General features: G+C 37.5%; 13 protein-coding genes and 3 pseudogenes. 5 read left to right on the top strand and 11 right to left on the bottom strand.

The genetic code is table 11. The features are described 5' to 3' along the window. Positions 1-368: 368 nt before the first annotated feature. Positions 369-1,025: pseudogene (locus ACEWB7_RS00330) on the bottom strand (IS5 family transposase). A 767-nt stretch (positions 1,026-1,792) separates the two neighbouring features. On the opposite strand from ACEWB7_RS00330, the gene ACEWB7_RS00325 reads away from it, so the two are divergent. Continuing rightward, positions 1,793-3,868 (top strand): TonB-dependent receptor, encoded by a 2,076-nt coding sequence (locus ACEWB7_RS00325; RefSeq protein WP_411580352.1) that lies wholly within the window; start codon positions 1,793-1,795, stop codon positions 3,866-3,868. A 32-nt stretch (positions 3,869-3,900) separates the two neighbouring features. Here ACEWB7_RS00325 and ACEWB7_RS00320 read toward each other — a convergent pair whose 3' ends face one another. Continuing rightward, positions 3,901-5,235 carry a PepSY-associated TM helix domain-containing protein gene (locus ACEWB7_RS00320; protein WP_411580314.1) on the bottom strand — a complete coding sequence of 445 codons (1,335 nt, stop codon included), beginning with the start codon at positions 5,233-5,235 and terminating at the stop codon, positions 3,901-3,903. 242 nt (positions 5,236-5,477) lie between these two features. Here ACEWB7_RS00320 and ACEWB7_RS00315 point away from each other — a divergent pair. The 3 genes and pseudogenes from ACEWB7_RS00315 to ACEWB7_RS00305 all read left to right on the top strand — a co-directional run. Continuing rightward, positions 5,478-5,617: pseudogene (locus ACEWB7_RS00315) on the top strand (ISNCY family transposase); the annotation flags it as partial. A 596-nt stretch (positions 5,618-6,213) separates the two neighbouring features. After that, positions 6,214-6,600 carry a diacylglycerol kinase gene (locus tag ACEWB7_RS00310; protein ID WP_411580313.1) on the top strand — a complete coding sequence of 129 codons (387 nt, stop codon included), beginning with the start codon at positions 6,214-6,216 and terminating at the stop codon, positions 6,598-6,600. A gap of 39 nt (positions 6,601-6,639) precedes the next feature. Next, positions 6,640-7,350, top strand: a complete 711-nt coding sequence (locus tag ACEWB7_RS00305) for a phosphatase PAP2 family protein (RefSeq protein WP_411580312.1) — start codon at positions 6,640-6,642, stop codon at positions 7,348-7,350. A 27-nt stretch (positions 7,351-7,377) separates the two neighbouring features. On the opposite strand, the gene ACEWB7_RS00300 is transcribed toward ACEWB7_RS00305, so the two are convergent. The 9 genes from ACEWB7_RS00300 to ACEWB7_RS00260 all read right to left on the bottom strand — a co-directional run bounded on the left by ACEWB7_RS00300 (position 7,378) and on the right by ACEWB7_RS00260 (position 16,787). Further along, complete coding sequence (locus ACEWB7_RS00300) at positions 7,378-8,691, bottom strand: ATP-binding protein (protein ID WP_288689180.1); 1,314 nt, start codon at positions 8,689-8,691, stop codon at positions 7,378-7,380. Between the two features lie 6 nt (positions 8,692-8,697). Beyond that, positions 8,698-9,369, bottom strand: coding sequence for a response regulator transcription factor (locus ACEWB7_RS00295; RefSeq protein WP_411580311.1), 672 nt, complete (start codon positions 9,367-9,369; stop codon positions 8,698-8,700). A 1-nt stretch (position 9,370) separates the two neighbouring features. Further along, positions 9,371-11,047, bottom strand: a complete 1,677-nt coding sequence (locus ACEWB7_RS00290) for a phosphoethanolamine transferase (RefSeq protein ID WP_288689179.1) — start codon at positions 11,045-11,047, stop codon at positions 9,371-9,373. Positions 11,048-11,347: 300 nt separating this feature from the next. Continuing rightward, complete coding sequence (locus ACEWB7_RS00285; RefSeq protein ID WP_034705598.1) at positions 11,348-12,265, bottom strand: LysR family transcriptional regulator; 918 nt, start codon at positions 12,263-12,265, stop codon at positions 11,348-11,350. A gap of 107 nt (positions 12,266-12,372) precedes the next feature. Continuing rightward, positions 12,373-13,173: a sulfite exporter TauE/SafE family protein gene (locus ACEWB7_RS00280; protein WP_034171263.1), complete on the bottom strand. Its 801-nt coding sequence runs from the start codon at positions 13,171-13,173 to the stop codon at positions 12,373-12,375. Between the two features lie 43 nt (positions 13,174-13,216). Continuing rightward, complete coding sequence (locus ACEWB7_RS00275; protein ID WP_034705604.1) at positions 13,217-13,711, bottom strand: flavin reductase; 495 nt, start codon at positions 13,709-13,711, stop codon at positions 13,217-13,219. Positions 13,712-13,808: 97 nt separating this feature from the next. Further along, positions 13,809-14,852: a methionine synthase gene (locus ACEWB7_RS00270; RefSeq protein WP_004281804.1), complete on the bottom strand. Its 1,044-nt coding sequence runs from the start codon at positions 14,850-14,852 to the stop codon at positions 13,809-13,811. Between the two features lie 51 nt (positions 14,853-14,903). Further along, on the bottom strand, positions 14,904-15,887 hold the full coding sequence (locus ACEWB7_RS00265) for a putative oxygenase MesX (RefSeq protein ID WP_034705603.1): 984 nt from the start codon (positions 15,885-15,887) through the stop codon (positions 14,904-14,906). Between the two features lie 168 nt (positions 15,888-16,055). Further along, positions 16,056-16,787, bottom strand: a complete 732-nt coding sequence (locus ACEWB7_RS00260) for a hypothetical protein (RefSeq protein ID WP_411580310.1) — start codon at positions 16,785-16,787, stop codon at positions 16,056-16,058. Between ACEWB7_RS00260 and ACEWB7_RS00255 the strand changes: the two are divergent. Further along, a pseudogene (locus ACEWB7_RS00255) lies at positions 16,781-17,530 on the top strand (IS5 family transposase). The gene ACEWB7_RS00260 and the pseudogene ACEWB7_RS00255 overlap by 7 nt on opposite strands. Positions 17,531-17,765 lie beyond the last annotated feature (235 nt).

Genomic DNA, 17,765 nt, shown 5'->3' with positions numbered 1-17,765 from the left:
AGACACTTATGTAAGTGGTTGATTTATAAAAAGAATTTTGGTGGGGTGGCGTCAATTGAACTCAAATCCTAACCTATTAATTCTAAAGTAATTTTATTGAATAAGAAAGTTCACTGACCCAATTTTGACCCAAATTAGATTTAGTGTATTGAATCACTTTAAAATCTTGTTCAAATCCAAATTCAAGATTAGAACTGGTGTACACATTTTAACACGTAAAGACTGAAGATCAAAAGAAATGTTATAACATTGCATTTATTTACTATTCAGTATTTTCTATAGGCCATCTTTTTTCAATCTGTATTTCTGCTTAGAGCTCTTGGTTTATCAGGAATTATTCGTTCAATTAATCTAGGGTCTGTTGACACTTACTGTTCATAATTAACCCTATAAAGGTAACCATAAAAATATACAGGCTAAGGCAACAGAACTTTGATAATTTCTTTTGAGCTTGTCATATCGAGTAGCTATTCTTCTAAATTGCTTTAATCTACAAAACATATTTTCAACTAAATGCCTGATTTTATATAAATACCAGTCCATATGGTCATTGTTCGATGGGCTATTCGTTTTCTGGCGCAACTTTAACATCATGTGTGGTTCCATCGGTAATCATGAAATCAATAGGATTGCCATGTGCATCAACAATCAAATGTATTTTTATGTATTTTTGAGGAGTTTCCTCCTACACTTTTAGAAATAGATTGATTCGCTATGCCGGCAGAATGTTGATGAGCACGTACATGAGAGCCATCAATAAAAATCCATTCCATATCGGGGCATGAGGCTAGTAATTTGAATAATCTACGTAACTTACCGCTGCTTGACCAACGATTAAAACGTTTGAAAATAGAGTTGGAATGACCAAAACAAGAAGGAATATCTCGCCACGGACAACCTGTTCTAATTCTATAGAGAATAGCTTCAATAAAATTGCGTAAATTTGAGTTGTGGTGAATGGATAAATTACGCAGAATAACTTTCAACTTTTGCCAGTGTTGATCTGTCAGCATGGTACGAGGCATAGCGAATAGTAAAATTGGGTTTGGTGATTTGATTTTACTACTTCGCTATTTTTTAAGCTAAAAGTGTCAACACACCCTAATTATTTCTCGACAATAAAATTGCTTCAGGGCTTACACTTGTGTTAGCTTTTCCGCGCTCATAATTTTAGGTGAGATTAGGTTGAGAGTATCTGTGCTTCTCTCTTTTTCGGCGATGCTTATACATGTAGCAGTTTTTCTGCAACCACTGTTACCTGAGAAAATTCAGATTGCTCAAGTATGCGTCACTATTGCTGAATTAGTAGTTAAAGCACAAACCTCTACCAATATTAGCCATCATAAGCATTCCACAATTAAACAAGTATATAAAATAGAAAAAGCACATCACTCAGATTATTTACATAAACATACAGTCGATGATCACTGTATCTTTTGTACAGTCTATGGACATTTGGTTTCCCATCTAAACTTAGGAATCACAGAAGTTTTTCAACGGTTTCAAATTCGTTTACTCACATTCCAGAAAAACTTCAAGCACGTCTTTTTTGTTTTACAGAGATTATTTCTCAATCCTCAGGGGAGAGCCCCACCTTTATTTGTATAAATTCTAAATAATTTTTAAAAGAGAATTTCTATATTTAAGAAATTTTCATGGAATTTTACATATTAAAGGAACTGAAATGGTTCAATTCAAGTTAAACCCTTTTCTTCAAGGAAACGGTGTCATTGTTTTTTCACATACTCAGATTTATATGGGTAGTCGAATATTAAAAATATCATGCGGTCTAATGCTAGGTATTTTAATTTATGGCTTGAATGTACAACATAGCTCGGCTGCTGGAACAGACGTACAGTCAGAAATATCTCAATTACCAATCATCACCATAACTGCTGAAAAGCAGGATGAACGTCATTCTTCTTCTCAAGCGATTACACAGTTCAACCACAATTTATTGGAAGTACCATTTACCAAATCACATGTTTCAAAAGAAGATATTCAAAACCATAATATTCAGCGTATTAATGATGCTTTGTCCTTAGTGAATGGCGTGGTCTATCAAGACAGTTATGGTGGTGGTTTTTGGGATAACTATTCCTTCCGTGGATTTAGCACTGATCCCAATATGGGCACCATTTATATGCGCAACGGTTTAAGTTCTGTGAGTGGAATTCATACTCCGCGAGATATGGTAAATATACAAGCCATTGATTTTTTAAAGGGTCCCATGGCTGCGATGTATGGGCAAGGCGCAATTGGTGGGATCATGAATATCACCACCAAACAACCTGAGTGGCAGAAAAAAGGAAGCTCAAGCTTCAGCGGAAGTTCACTCGAAGAATATCGAGCAGACTTAGATAATACGGGGGCGATTAATCAAGATTTAGCTTATCGTCTTGGGCTTGCTTATGAAAAGAATCAAAGCTTCCGTGATCATGTTGATAATCAGCATTATTACATTGCACCACAATTAGCATGGAAAATTTCTAAGCAAACCCAATTGAATCTTGATACTGAATTTTCAGAGTCTAAAGGCGTTTTTGATCGTGGCGTACCTATGGTCAATGGGAAATTCCCAGTCAACAAGAAAACCTTTTTAGGTGAGCCAAACGACGGTGATATTGAGATCAAAGATCAAATGTATCAACTCCGTTTAAACCATGAATTTAATGATGATTGGAACAATACAACTGCAATCACTTATAACCATGGTGAACGTGCAGGCACATCAACCGAAATTTCGTCCATTGCGTCAGATGGAAGAACGGCAAATCGATTCCGCCGCTCTCGTCAATTTGAGACAGACACGACAAACTTTCAATCTATCTTAAGAGGTAAGTTTGATACTGGTGCAATCAGACATGAACTAGTTACAAATGTCGAAGCGGGGCATTATACGATTGATCAACTGCAACGTCGGAGTGCTGTTGGGGCTTCGAGTCAGATAGATATTTATCATCCTGTTTATGGTCAAAATATTCTTCCATTAACCCGAATAACCAAAGATACAAAAGAAACCCAAAATATGTTGGGGTTTAACGTTCAAGATCAAATTTTCTTGAGTGATCAATGGAATGTACTAATAGGCGGACGTTTTAATCGTTTGGAACAACAAATTGATGATCATCGAACTGGAAATACATCAGAGCAAGCATTTACACCATTTACGCCACGTGCAGGGATAAATTTTCAGCCCACTGAGCAGTTGTCTTTTTATAGTAACTGGGGGAAGGCATTTGAACTTAATACAGGGTTGAATAAGGACAATGAGCTGTATGAACCAGAGAAAACAGAAAGTTGGGAAGTGGGTGGTAAATATAAATTTTTACCTCAAAGTTGGTTCGGTTTAACGTATTTTGATATGGAAAAACAACATCTACTCACTGAAGGCATTACTGATAGCTATGTGGATAGCGGGAGAGTACAGAGCCGGGGGATTGAGTTAGAACTACAACATCAATTCACTGACAACCTACGTGTTAATGCTAACTATACTTATACTGATGCTGAAATTGTAGAAAGTGAAGTTGAGGATAAAGGCGCAAGGCTTAAAAATATTCCAAAGCATACTGCAAATTTAAGTACTGACTATCAATTTGATCTTGTAGGCTACGATGCTGGTTTGGTTGGCAATATTAATTACTACGGTAAACGCAGTGCAAATTATATTGATAATGGAACCAGTCTTCCTGATTTTACTATCGTTAATATTGGGGGGTATTTACAGTTACGACCAGACCTACGTGCGCAACTGAATATTGATAATCTATTTAACCAAGATTACTACGTCGCAAGCTATACCAACTATTGGGTAATGCCAGGTGAGCCGCTTAAAGCAAAGTTGAGTTTAAATTTTGATTTTTAAATAAAAAAAATCAGCATTAACGTCATATATCTCTAGGATTCATGACGTTTTTTACTACTTAAATAATGAATCAGCATTACAGTAAACTGTAGTAACAGCACACTGATGACCCATACAGGTACTAAAAAATAGAGTCCAATTAAAATGCTGATGTAAGTAATCTTTTGGAAGTAAGTACAGCTTTTCCATTCTCTCCATACTTCTTGATTAAATCTTCGCAAGGTATGCAACGGACGTTGATAAGCCCACCATGCTCGATAAGAAAAAACCAATAGTAATAAGATCAGCATGGCAGAAAAAACTAATATCAGTTGATTCACTAAGCCAAATAAAACACCAATATGCAGGTCTACCCCCCAACGTGTCAGCTTTGCAGACAATGGGAAATCATTAAATCTTAAATGGTCAATGATATCGTAATTTTGCATATTTACAGCTAAGGCATCGATCTGAATAGGCCAGCGATGGTCCATTTCTTCTATCGACCATGCACGGTCTGTACGATAACTTGGTTTAATTTGTAATGCTTGTGCACTCAATCCATTTTGATAGGCAATTGCTAAAATGCGATCGAAATCTTTAAGATTTAATGTGTTCGAAACACGCTGTTCTGACATATCGATATGCATATGATGTTCAGCATGAGGGTCCACTACATTTAGAGTTGTTGGCGTTAATGTCAGACTTAAACTTGGTGTGTCGCTATTCAATAAATGCCGGAGTTCTGCAATGTTTGCTCCAGTCCATTTTGACCAAGTTAAGCCTGTGATAGAAAAGAAAAATAGCATCGGAAGTACAGTTAAACCGATAATATAATGCCATTTGATATTAAGGTGCCGTGAGTGAGCTCTGTTATTTTTTTTACGGTAGTTCCACCATTGAATCAGTCCTGTTAAAGCAAATACTCCTAACCAACTTGCTGCAAATTCACTATATACACGACCATATTCACCGAATAATAAACTGCGGTGTAGCTCGTCTAGAAAAGTTCTTAAAGGTAAAACACCACTTGTCCCATAAACAGGAAGCTGACCCTGCACATCCAGAGTATAGGGATTTATAAAGATTGCTTTGGTTATATTAGCCTGGTGGGGTAATTGATAGAGAATACGCGTTGTATGTTCAGGAGTTATGGGCGTTCTAACTGCAAATATTTTTGCATTAGTGGGTAAAATAGTTAAAGCAGATGAAACTTGTTGGCTAAGCGGTAGTATTTTTTGTTTAGGGAAATGTTCTGCAAAAAGCTGTTCTTTATAGATAAAATTTTCAGCTTGAGGTGTTAATGCATAAAGTAACCCTGTTAGAGAAGCAATAAAAATAAAGGGAGCGATTAAGATCCCTAATTGATTATGAAGCAGCCTTAACAATGAATATCCAGCATATGACTATAAAAGTAAATTATATTCAAAAATTCGTACCCGAAATGAAATTAGTTTATACAAGTATGCAAATAATTAAGTTAAAAAGGCATTAACCTTCTCCATTTAACATAATGGTTGTTATGCGAAATTTCTATTGTTAGAAACCATTTAAAGTGTCTATATTCTCACCAATAAAAATGTCTAGTTTATGATGGTTTTTACCATCATGGACTGGATATAAATTAGAGATGTTGATCACTATGTCTGACAAGGAAATTCAACGTCTTGCAGTTCTGCAAGACGTTCGAGATCATCGCATTATTCAAGTTTATGCTGTAGAATTTTTAAATCTTTTGACTTTCAAATCACTCGTTTGATTAAATTTTTAATTATTAGAATTTTTCAAGAATCGTATTGCATTAAGTGCAAAGTGACTCGATTTAAAATATGGTTTGAATCCTACTTTAAGATCTCGAGCTGAGATGCTAATATTTATTAAGTTATTTCTAATAGAAGTATACAAATGAAGGGCAAAATAAGCATTCTTATCATAATAATTATATTAGCTTTAGCCATTAAGATAGAAAATGACAGGGAAAAACAAAGGATTAATGAGTCGATTCTGAATGACAAAAATACTCGAGTACCTTAACCAAATAGCTGACCTACTCCTTGAACAATAGACCTCTTGCGAAAGTATCGTTTTACCTAATTTTTAAATTGGCTAAAACCTTATAAAATGTAGCTCTGGGCTGTTTAAATTTTGACTAACGCAAGAAGTCTAATCATGATATTAGTACTTTTGATGATGTTTAAGAAGATGTGTAATGAGGGATACCTTAGAGCATTTCAAGACATTAAAAACCATTGAAGTGGGTTAAGCCATTTTTTGCGCCAAAACAATCAAATAAACATCCATTTTTAAGGGAGTTTTAAGGTTAAAAATTTAAATTAATCAAATCTCGTCTTAACTGAATCACTTCTATGTCCCCCGATCGTTCACTCTACAAAGGTACTTCCGGAACACAACGTATTTTCAATGCTACTCGTTATTCCGCGACCGGCCTTAAAACAGCCTTCCGAACTGAAGCAGCCTTTCGGCAGATCGTGCTGATTAACCTGATTTTGATTCCTCTTAGTTTTTGGATATCACAGAGTCTAGCTGAGCAAGCACTCATGGTGGCTGTGTGCCTGCTAGCACTGATTGTTGAACTGATTAACTCAGCAATTGAGGCAGTAGTGGATCGTATTTCCCTAGAACAGCATGAGTTATCCAAAAATGCTAAGGATATGGGCAGTGCCGCCCAGTTTGTCGCACTCAGTTTAATTACCGTAACTTGGGGCATCATTTTAATCGGTCATTCGTTTTGATCTCATTTCTGCTACAACGACAAGAATGGAATATTTAAAATGTCGTCCGAACGCTCTCGTTTTTTACTGAATCAAATATTGCTACTGAGTTTCAGTTTTTTGCTTCTCTGGAATTTTTTTGATGTGGGTGGAGTCATTGATTTAAAACTAATCTATCCATTTATCGATGGTCAGGGACAATTTCCCCTCCGGCAAGATTGGGCACTGGCAGAGTTGAATCATCGTTATATCAAAGATCTGTTAATTCTAGTTTATATAGTGCTATTCATTGGTTGGGTGGTCGCACTAAAATGGCAATCTTGGCATAAGAGACGTTGGGAATTAGGTTATTTCTTTATAATGGTAGTGCTTACAACTGGGATAATCGGAATTATCAAATCCCAGTCAGTTCATGCCTGTCCTTGGGATATGGTAACACCTACATCTAATGGGTTTTTATGGGATTTCAGTGCTACCGCTGGACATTGTTTTCCTGGTGGACATGCATCTAGTGGTTTTGCATTAATGACAGGCTATTTTGTTTATCGCACTGTAAACCGTCAGCGGGCTTATTTTTTTCTAATCGCTGCAGCGATCTTGGGCTTCGCTATGGGCTGGGCACAAATGATGCGGGGGGCACATTTCCTGAGTCACAACCTGTGGACTGGCTGGGTGACTTGGTGCATTAATATCATTGGTTATGTTTTATTTAGCCACAAAATGCCAGTTGAAAAAAACGCTTCCTTGCTCGCTAGCATCAAACAGCCTTAAATACCTAAAAGACAAAAGTCTATCTAGTTAGGCTTCGACCAAGGCAAATTTCACCTGTACACACAGACCACCTAAGCTGCTACTTTTTGAAAATTCTAAAGTACCGCCCAAACGTTCAGTTGCTTTATCCACAATTGATAAACCTAAACCACTACCAATTTCAGCATGGTTATGAACCCGATAGAATCTCTGACGAATTTGGTTAAATTGCGCTGGATCAATCCCTGCTCCACTATCTTCTATCTGTAGAATCGCCTGTTGACCTTGCTGCAATATCGATACATTGATCACGCCATGCTCTGGGCTGTATTTAATTGCATTATCAATCAGGTTATAAATAATCGAGTGTAGGGCTGAAGCCTGACCCTGAATCAACAATTCTTGCTGTTGTTCTACTCCTAAATCAATTTCTTTTTGTAGTGCCAGCTGGATCAACTGCTCAATGCAGGCGACTGTCATTTGATTCAGAGACAGGGATTGTACAGGCTCAGTTAAACCTTCTGTGACATCCTGTTTAGCCAGACTTAACAGTTGATTTACCAGATGTTGCATCCTTAAGATGCCCAGACTCAAGTTGTGCAAGGCATCACTTTGTGGAAATTGCTGTAATAAGATCTGCAACTGTAAATTCAAAGCTGTCAGTGGTGTACGTAGTTCATGTGCAGAGTCTGCTACAAATTGACGTTGCTCTTGTTGGGCTAAGGAAATACGGCCAAACAGGTAATTCATTTCTTGAATGGTCGGTTCTAGCTCCAAAGGATATTCTTTCATTTCAATTGGTTTTAATTCTTGAGCCTTACGGCTGGCCAATTCTGTTTTAAAATCAATAAGAGGCTGAAAATTTCTCCGAATTACCCAGCTTAAACCGAATATAGCAAAAGGAAGAAATAGTACATAAGGGAGAAACATATTCACTGCGAGCTCCAATGCTAGATCTTGCCGGACATTTTTTTGCTGGCTTACTTGGATCTGTAATTGGTCTCCAGGAATGATATAAGTTAGCCAGGTCCCGTATGGGGTTTGATGTGTATAGAATCCTGCTTTCTTGACCGATGCAACCAAAACATCCTGTGGATGTAATGTAGTATCTGTATAAGACCAAATATCTACAAATAAATCTTCTTCACTATACTGTTTTTCTAAATCAATCTCGCTTTGTAGCGGTTCAGGATGATTTTCTGCAATGCGCTCTGCGAGACTTTGCATCTGTTTGTCCAAGACTTCATTAATTTCTTCAAGTGCAATCCGGTATGCCGCAAAGATTAGTACACAGCCTAATACTACGCTAAACAATGAAATATAAATAATTAGACGTTTTTGCAAGGAATAGCGTTTTTTCATCATGCTTTACCCTAAGCGATATCCTAGTCCACGAATCGTCCGGATAAAGTCTTTCCCTAATTTGGCCCGCAGATGATGAATATAGACTTCCACAGTATTACTACTTACATCACTATCGAAATCATAAAGTTTGTCTTCTAAATCATTTTTAGAAAAAATTTTGTTTGGATACGTTAATAGTGCGGTGAGAATAGACCATTCTCGATTAGATAATTCGATAGCCTGTCCGTTAAATAATGCGATGTGTTGCTCAATATCCAATTCCAAACCACTGTGTAATAACTTCTTATTAGTATCTTTCTCAATATTTATACTTCCACTTCGACGCATTAAAGCGTGAATACGTGCCAGTAGCTCGTCAAATTCATAAGGTTTAATTAAGTAATCATCTGCCCCATCATTCAGTCCATCTACCCGGTTTTGTAGCTGATCTCGAGCAGAAATAATCAGGACAGGTAAACTTGGGAACTTTTGACGGATATTCTTAAGTACCAGCATACCATCCATCATTGGCAAACCCAGATCTAGCAGGACAATATTATAATGTTGCTGTTGTAGCTGTTTTAAGCCATCAATGCCATTGTTGACCCAGTGCACATCAAATTGATGGAGCTTGAGCAATGTTTTAGTTGACTCGGCAATCATGAAGTCATCTTCAATAATCAATATTTTATGCATCTCAAGCTCTGTTCTTTAATGATGATGAGCATTGTGCAAGCATATCATTTTTAGCTTCAATCACTTGCGTTTTTATACCCAGCAAACTCAATAAACTCGGGAACAGATTATCCTGACTGAGCATCTTACCGGTTTGTGCTTTGAGACAGTTGACCTGCTGGGTATTGTACTGTTGCCAATACTCTGAAAACCACATCAACATTGGAACATGGGTCTGTTGCGTTGGTGCTATGCTATAAGGGGCACCGTGCAGATATAGACCATGTTCTCCGGTAGATTCACCATGATCAGACAGATACCAGAAACCAGTTTGATATTGTTTTTGATCCTGCAACGTTTTGATCATCTGAGCAAGGACATAATCTGTATAGACAATAGAATTATCATAGCTATTTTTTAGCTCATCGGCGCTACAGCCCTGAATGGCATTGGTATTACAGGTTGGTTGGAAAGGTTGGTATGGTGATTTGGAGCGTTTGAAATAAGCCGGACCGTGGCTGCCCATTTGGTGCAGAACGATCAACTGTGGTTTTTGATTATTTTTATCGAGATGTGACAAATAATCTTTCAGACTATCTACCAATATTTCATCAAAACATTCACCTTCAGCATCACACCACTTTTGTTTCAGTTGAGTGGGAATTTGATAATTTTGAATCCGGTTACAGGCACCTTTACAGCCAGAATTATTATCAATCCAAGTCACTTGATAACCAGTACGCTGAGCAATATCTAGTAATCCTTCACGATGGCTAGCCAACTGTTCATCATAGTTTTGACGTGTCATCCCTGAAAACATACACGGTACTGAAACAGCTGTGGCAGTTCCGCAAGAACTGACTTGATTAAAATTTATCACCTGCAGTTTGCTCAGTTCAGGATTTGTATTACGTGCATAGCCATTTAGAGCAAAGCTCTCAGCACGTGCAGTTTCCCCTACTACTAGCACCATCAATTTAGGTTTGCTTTGCATTTGAGTCTGCTGAAGTAGATGTGCATCTTCACCAAAGGTCACCAATGGCAAATTTGCTTTAGGGGCTTTTTTCTTATAATAGGATAATGTAGATGCAATACTGTTTTGTGGGGAGATCATCCCTTTCAGGTCACGATGCTCACGAAAGATGGCAGCATAATCGACATAAAAACAGAATAATAAGCTGAGTATTAATCCGAGTGAAAGTACACTGCTCAAACTTTTATGCAACAATTGACGCCCCAATGATACAGGCTGAATTTTAAGTATCCACACGATAAAGAGTGGGAAAATGACAAATACCAATGTCCAGATAATTAATCGTATTGACCAAAGATCCCGAATTTCACGAACATCAGTTTGTAACATATTCTGGATCTGGTCTGGGGTAATGACTACACCTAGACTATTAACAAAATAAGCACTAAAGCCACCCAGAATGATCAGAATACTGGCTAGTATTTTGGCATTCCACTTCCAGATAAGCCATTGTAATACCAAATAATAAAAGCCAATAACAACCAAGACTGTCGTAGCTAATAATGCCCATGCTTTGAAATTGCTATGGGGCGTCAGTTGATGAATGTTTTGATAAAAAGAAAAATTCAAAACTAATCCCAACCAAATAGCGAGCATCAGATTAAATCTTGCTAAACGAATTGGTTTGATTTGAAGAAGGCTTGGAAAAGAAGTCAGTTTAAGCATTTTTTAAGTTCGAAGACTTTAATATGCTTTAGCCTAAAATTTGAACCTTAAAAATGACTTAAAATAATCTGAGAACTACAAAAACTCAGACATATTTTAATTTCAAATCGGCTTTGTTGCATAAATATGTAAGCATCTGATTTAAATAAATTTAATTTTGGATCAAAAAATAATCAAAAATTTTAAAATCATATAGTTATGAAATCTTTGTGCAACAAAGCCATTGGTGAATAACATACAAATCTACTGTACACTTTTTAGCATTCCTTTGACCCTGAAGTAAAGGAAAAAAGCCTAGATTTAAACATAATAGCTATTTCGTTTCTTAGAAAATCGTTCAAGCTGCTTTAAGAACCCTTCAAAATAGTCTCTCTGTTTTTCATCCGTTCTAAAACCTGCATATAAGGTTCGGCGTAATCCTTCAGGTGAAACACATTCTAGACGTCGTGACGTGACCCAGCCTTTCGCTTCATATTCATTTACTACCCAATCAGGTAGCGCTGCAATACCACGTCCGCTCGCCACAAGCTGAATCAGCATTTGGGTTAAGTCAGTGGTTCGAATGTTTTTAGGTTGAATATTTTCAGGAATAAATAGTTTCGACATGATATCTAAACGATGTTTATCCACTGGATAAGTAATCAGTGTTTCTTCAGCTAACTCTTGAGCGGTAATTTGTTCTACACGTACCAATGGATGGGTTGTTGATAAAACAAGTCGCGATTCATATTCAAATACCGGAAAGTATTCAACACCTTTTAAAGCGATTGGATCTGCTGTAATCAGTAAGTCAAATTCGCCATTTTGCAATAACTCATGTGGATTCGCTTCAAATCCTGATGCAAAGTCTAAATCGACATCTGGATATTGAATACGGTACTGATTTAATAGTGGCATAAGCCAATCGAAACAACTATGGCATTCAGAAGAAAATGTGATTCGACCTGTTTGACCATGCAGAATTCTACTGATATCAGCTTGTGCGATTTGTACTTGTGGCAAAATCTCATCTGCTAGTTTTAGTAGACGTTGACCAACATTAGAAAAAGTAATAGGCCGAGTCTTGCGGTTCACGACCTCAATACCCATCCACTGATCAAGCTCACGTAGCTGATGAGATACCGCCGAAGGTGTAATGCAAAGATCGCTCGCAGCTGCGACTAAAGAACCATGTTCTCTTAAAGCTGAAAGCATTTTTAAGTGTTTTAATTCGATCATCTTGGGAGAAACTCAAATCATTGTCCTTGTAAGGATACATTAAAAGCAAAGATTAAAAGCCCACATGAAGCAGGCTATTTAACATGATGAATGATCATTGCGTAATATCAAATGAATCCTTTCACAAGGAAAAAGCATCCAACAATGACCAATAAAAGGGCAAAGCATTTCTTCAACATTACTGGCGATAAGGCATGTGCAGCCTTCGCACCAAATTTTGCAGTGATGAAACTCATGATACTGATGCCAATGAAGGCATAAATATGAACATAACCAATAGTATTCGGCACATTGATTTCAGCATTCATGCCAAAAAGCATAAATCCTAATGCACCTGCAACCGCAATCGGTAACCCACACGCCGCAGATGTTCCAACAGCCTTCTGCATGACCACACCATAGCGATTCAGATATGGAACCGTCAGACTTCCACCACCAATACCAAAGATTGCTGATGCAACCCCAATCACACTACCTGCAGCAACTTGTTGACCTGATGAGGGTAACGTTTTCGTTGGGTCAATTGCTTTTTTGGCACCTGTAAACATCGTATATGCGACCCAAATCAGAAATAAGCCAACAATGATTTGTAGATGTAATCCTGATATCAAACCAGCAATACCTGCCCCAAAAAAACAACCAATTACCATAGGTGGCGCTAGATTTTTAAAAACAGGCCAAATCACAGCACCAGTTTTATGATGCGCCATCAATGAGCTAATCGAGGTTACAACAATGGTTGCCAAAGATGTGCCTAATGCGAGGTGCATAACCACATCGGGGTCATAGCCCATTTGGGTAAAGACAATAAAAAGCAGTGGTACAATAATCGTACCACCGCCGACACCAAACAGCCCTGCCGCAAAACCAGCAAAAGCACCGATGATTAAAAAGGTTATAAGTTCCACAATAGACTAACTTTTAAAAAGATGAAGGAATTAAGGCATTGGGTTAAACGTGTTCCAATTGACCCACTTGATGATAAGCACGGTTAAAATACACCAGACTTTCTTCTTGATCGCTTTGTTGAACTTTAAGAACACGACACATGAAAACACTGTGTGTACCGACTTGCTGAATATCTTGAATCTCACAGTCAAAACTGACCAAAGCATTTTGCAAAATCGGCGAGCCTGTCTCTAAACCGCCCCACTCGCCCAGTTGAAAACGCTGTTCAGAACTGAGTTTACTTGAAGCAAAGGCATTTGAAAGCTGTTCATGCTGCGAACTCAATACGTTTACAGCCAAGACTTTATTTTCAACAAAATGTGCATGTGAACGAGAGGATTGATTCATACAGACCAATAAGGTTGGCGGGGTATCGGTCACACTACATACCGCAGATGCAGTAAATCCATGCATCCCTGCTTCACCTTTCGTTGTAATGACATTCACTGCTGTGGTGAGTAAAGACATTGCATTTCTAAAGTCTGTTGCTTCAATCATCTCTTTCATCTCAAATGTACATATCACGTGCTCGTGCATAAAGCTGGACAAATGACCTTGCGATGATTTGTTCTGCTTCGCACGAGACTACGTTTGATTAAGCTTCTAGCTCTTTACGAACAATAGCAGCACCTGCGCTTAAAGCTTCAAGTTTGCCACGTGCCACTTGGCGAGATAGCGGTGTCATACCACAGTTAGTTGAAGGATACAGTTTATCTGCATCAACAAATTGCAATGCTTTGCGTAGCGTATTTGCTACTTCCTCTGCAGTTTCCACTTGAGTGGTTGCCACATCAATTGCACCCACCATCACTTTCTTACCACGGATCAATTCGATTAAATCCATTGGTACACGTGAGTTTTGGCATTCAAGTGAAATAATATCGAGCTTAGATTGTTGTAGTTTCGGGAATGACTCTTCGTATTGACGCCATTCATTACCTAAAGTTTGTTTCCAATCTGTATTGGCTTTAATGCCGTAACCATAGCAAATATGAACTGCAGTTTCACACTTTAGACCTTCAAGTGCACGTTCTAAGGTTGGTACACCCCAGTCATTCACTTCATCAAAGAATACGTTAAACGCAGGTTCATCAAATTGAATAATGTCTACGCCTGCTGCTTCAAGTTCTAAAGCTTCTTGGTTCAAAATTTTGGCAAATTCCCAAGCCAGTTTTTCACGGCTCTTGTAGTGTCCGTCAAAAAGTGTATCAATCATGGTCATTGGACCAGGCAACGCCCATTTAATTGGCTGACTGGTTTGGCTGCGTAAAAATTTCGCATCGTCTACAAACACTGCTTTTTTACGAGAAACTTCACCCACAACTGAAGGTACACTTGCATCATAACGATTACGAATACGCATGGTTTCACGCTTTTCGAAATCTACACCTTCAAGATGTTCAATAAACGTGGTTACAAAGTGCTGACGGGTTTGCTCACCATCACTCACGATATCGATACCTGCAGTGACTTGCTCATGTAATGATAATTTCAAAGCATCACGTTTAGCTTCTAATAATTCTTCGCCTTCAAGCTTCCATGCAGACCATAATTTTTCAGGTTCAGCTAACCAAGACGGTTTTGGCAAGCTACCCGCAGTTGAAGTTGGGAGTAAAAGTTTCGGTTGTGTAAGCGCCATGTCTAATCTTCTTTCTCTAAAATTCGTCAGTCTGTGTGTCAATTCGATGTCTTAAGCAGCTGTTTCGACCTTAAAGTTTGCTGCCCATTCATTTAAAATATCTTGATATGGTTTGATGAAGTTTTCTTCTGTCCATTTACCTTGCTTAACCGCTAACTCACCACGTTCCACACGGTCATAGACCACACGTGTAAGTGAATAATCGCCATAGCTCAAGCTTGGTTGATACTCCACACCTGCCGGAGAGTTGGTGTTGTAAATTTCAGGACGATAAATTTTTTGGAAGCTTTCCATGGTTGCAATCGCGCTGATCAATTCAAAATCAGTATAATCACGGACTAAGTCGCCAGCGAAATAGAATGCTAATGGTGCATTACCACCTTCCGGTCTGAAGTAACGTACACGTAAGCCCATTTTGGCGAAATATTCATCGGTACGTGAATATTCATCATTGGTATATTCCTCACCTAAAATAGGATGTACGTTTGCCGTACGGTAATAGGTTTTAGAGGTTGAAACGCTTAAACAAATCACAGGTGGCTTGGTAAATTCTGCCTTAAATACATCTGAATTCACCAAATGTTGATACAATTTACCATGTAGATCTCCAAAATCTTCAGGTTTTTCACCTACACCACAACCCAATTGAGGCAATACTACGCTGAAGTCGTAATCACGCACATAAGATGAGAAGCTATTGCCGATCATGCCTTCAATACGCTCCCCTGTTTTATGGTCAATCACTACACTTTTCAGTGTTTCAATAAATGGGAAAGTTTGACCATTACCTTCGATATCAATTTCAGCAGAAATGATGTCAATCTCAAGTGAATAGCGATCACCTTTCGGGTTATCAACGGTTGCCAAGCTATTAAAACGGTTGTTGATCATCGCAAGGGTACGACGCAAGTTTTCTTCACGACTTTCCCCACGTGCCAAATTGGCAAAGTTTGTGGTTAAACGTGTGCTTTCTGCTGGTGTATAATTCTCATCAAAACGGATACGTTTAATTGAACACTCAAATGCTGTACTCATGGAGATTGCCACCTAAAAATTTTATAAAAAGCTAAATTTCTGAATGGCTTTATTTAAACGTGAATAAGAAAGTGAGTAAAACGATATAAATTCAGCTTAAGATGAGAAATACTCATCTTAATAAATTAAAGATTCTGAGGATTTTTAGTTATTCAGTAAGTTAAGCGGCTATCTAAAATCTTTATCTGAAATTAATAATGTTTTTTGCAACTCTACCAAAGATAATAAATCTCCAACTATCAAGTATGTGTAAATAACATAATGATCAGCTTCTTGCCTAGAAGTAATAATATCATGAGAACCTTTCTGAGCAGCTTTGAAAATAGTATCTAACCGCTCGCCCAAATATTTCATCTGTGAACCAACGATTTCCTCAAATCTTTTAGAGTCTGACTGCTCATCAACATATGCAATAATTCGATTTATATAATTATCCACACCTAATTTAATAATTTTAGTTTTATCATTGTCTAAATTAATAGTCTTATCCTCTCTAGCAGGATAAATCACATCAGCAGTATCTTGAAATATTTGCCTACAACTATGAACAGCATTTGACCAATCCTCTGAATTTTCGGACGTTAAATTCTCATAAACAGATGCAAATTTTTGTGCTGATAATGGTACTAAATCTCCAATTTTTCCGTCTACAAACTTTCTTGTTCTAGAAAAAATATCTGACGTAATTTTTGAATATTTTAGCTCATAATATTTATTAGACGCATATTCGTATACAAAAGGTTGTCGTTTAATTAGAAATTGAGAGTTCGTGCTAATACCATCTCTTAAACTCTTTCTTTCTAAAAAATTACTAGGGCGTGGCCTCATTTGAAGAATTGGTTTTAAATACTTATAATCCTCTTTTAAGCTCTTTTCATTTCTATATTTTTTCAATGGCACGTACTCTTCTCACTGATGATATTTGGCAGCAAATCCAGGATACTATGCGATTACATGGTTGTTACTGTTCAAAAAACAGTAGAAATATCATGGAAGCCATCTTATGGAAACTGCGCACAGGCGCCATATGGCGCGATATTCCTCAAGAATTTTGCCCTTGGCAAACTGCTTACAATCGCTTTAATCGCTGGGCAAGTAAGGGATTATGGGATAAATTTTTTTTAGATTACGAGGCGTCTTGGATCAAGAATGGGTATTCATTGACAGAAGCTACATACGCGTGCATCAACATGCAAGTGGAGCTCGGTATGGTTTCGAAAGAGCAATTGGACAATCACGCGGTGGACAAACAACAAAAATACATCTTGCAACCGACGCGAATGGATTACCGATTGATTTTAAAATCACTGGGGGTGACGTCCACGACAGTCAAGTTGCAAAACAACTGACTGATATTGTAGGCGAGGCAACATATTTCATTGCTGACAAGGGATATGATGCTGAGCACATTCGAATATGTGCTAAGAACAAGAATATGATTCCTATTATTCCATTGAGATCAAACAGTAAGAGATCGAATAAAGAATTTGATAAATATCTATATAAATTAAGATATTTAGTTGAAAACGCTTTTGTGAGATCAAAACATTTCCGTGCTATTGCAAACTCGATTTGATAAACTAGCACGCAATCATAAATCTATGCGTATAGCCTGCATATTTATTTGGTGCAAAGCCAAATGAGGACACGCCTTAATAATTTCTTCACTTAATTTTAAAGCTTCATACAATGATTCTTGATTAACTTGCAATGTTCTAATTCCAAAGCATTATTGTAGTTATTCTCTTATATAATTTAGTTCTTATTAAATTTCAATTAGTGAATTTCTTTCATCTTAACCTTAGAAAATATCAGTATATCAGATCTTTACTATCTAATTAAATCGTTAAAATATAGGGTTTAGATTTAAACCCATAT

It is taken from the genome of Acinetobacter sp. NIOH-H-8 (genome assembly GCF_046635365.1).
GTDB lineage: Bacteria > Pseudomonadota > Gammaproteobacteria > Pseudomonadales > Moraxellaceae > Acinetobacter.
Note: the sequence above shows the minus strand (reverse complement) of the source record. Positions and strands in the feature narration are given on the sequence as shown.

Bases quoted from the DNA above. Each gene is read 5' to 3' on its own strand.
- ACEWB7_RS00285 (WP_034705598.1), bottom strand. From the start codon at position 12,265: ATGATCGAATTAAAACACTTAAAAATGCTTTCAGCTTTAAGAGAACAT.
- ACEWB7_RS00305 (WP_411580312.1), top strand. From the start codon at position 6,640: ATGTCGTCCGAACGCTCTCGTTTTTTACTGAATCAAATATTGCTACTG.
- ACEWB7_RS00310 (WP_411580313.1), top strand. From the start codon at position 6,214: ATGTCCCCCGATCGTTCACTCTACAAAGGTACTTCCGGAACACAACGT.
- ACEWB7_RS00300 (WP_288689180.1), bottom strand. From the start codon at position 8,691: ATGAAAAAACGCTATTCCTTGCAAAAACGTCTAATTATTTATATTTCA.
- ACEWB7_RS00290 (WP_288689179.1), bottom strand. From the start codon at position 11,047: ATGCTTAAACTGACTTCTTTTCCAAGCCTTCTTCAAATCAAACCAATT.
- ACEWB7_RS00275 (WP_034705604.1), bottom strand. From the start codon at position 13,711: ATGATTGAAGCAACAGACTTTAGAAATGCAATGTCTTTACTCACCACA.
- ACEWB7_RS00325 (WP_411580352.1), top strand. From the start codon at position 1,793: ATGCTAGGTATTTTAATTTATGGCTTGAATGTACAACATAGCTCGGCT.
- ACEWB7_RS00295 (WP_411580311.1), bottom strand. From the start codon at position 9,369: ATGCATAAAATATTGATTATTGAAGATGACTTCATGATTGCCGAGTCA.
- ACEWB7_RS00265 (WP_034705603.1), bottom strand. From the start codon at position 15,887: ATGAGTACAGCATTTGAGTGTTCAATTAAACGTATCCGTTTTGATGAG.
- ACEWB7_RS00270 (WP_004281804.1), bottom strand. From the start codon at position 14,852: ATGGCGCTTACACAACCGAAACTTTTACTCCCAACTTCAACTGCGGGT.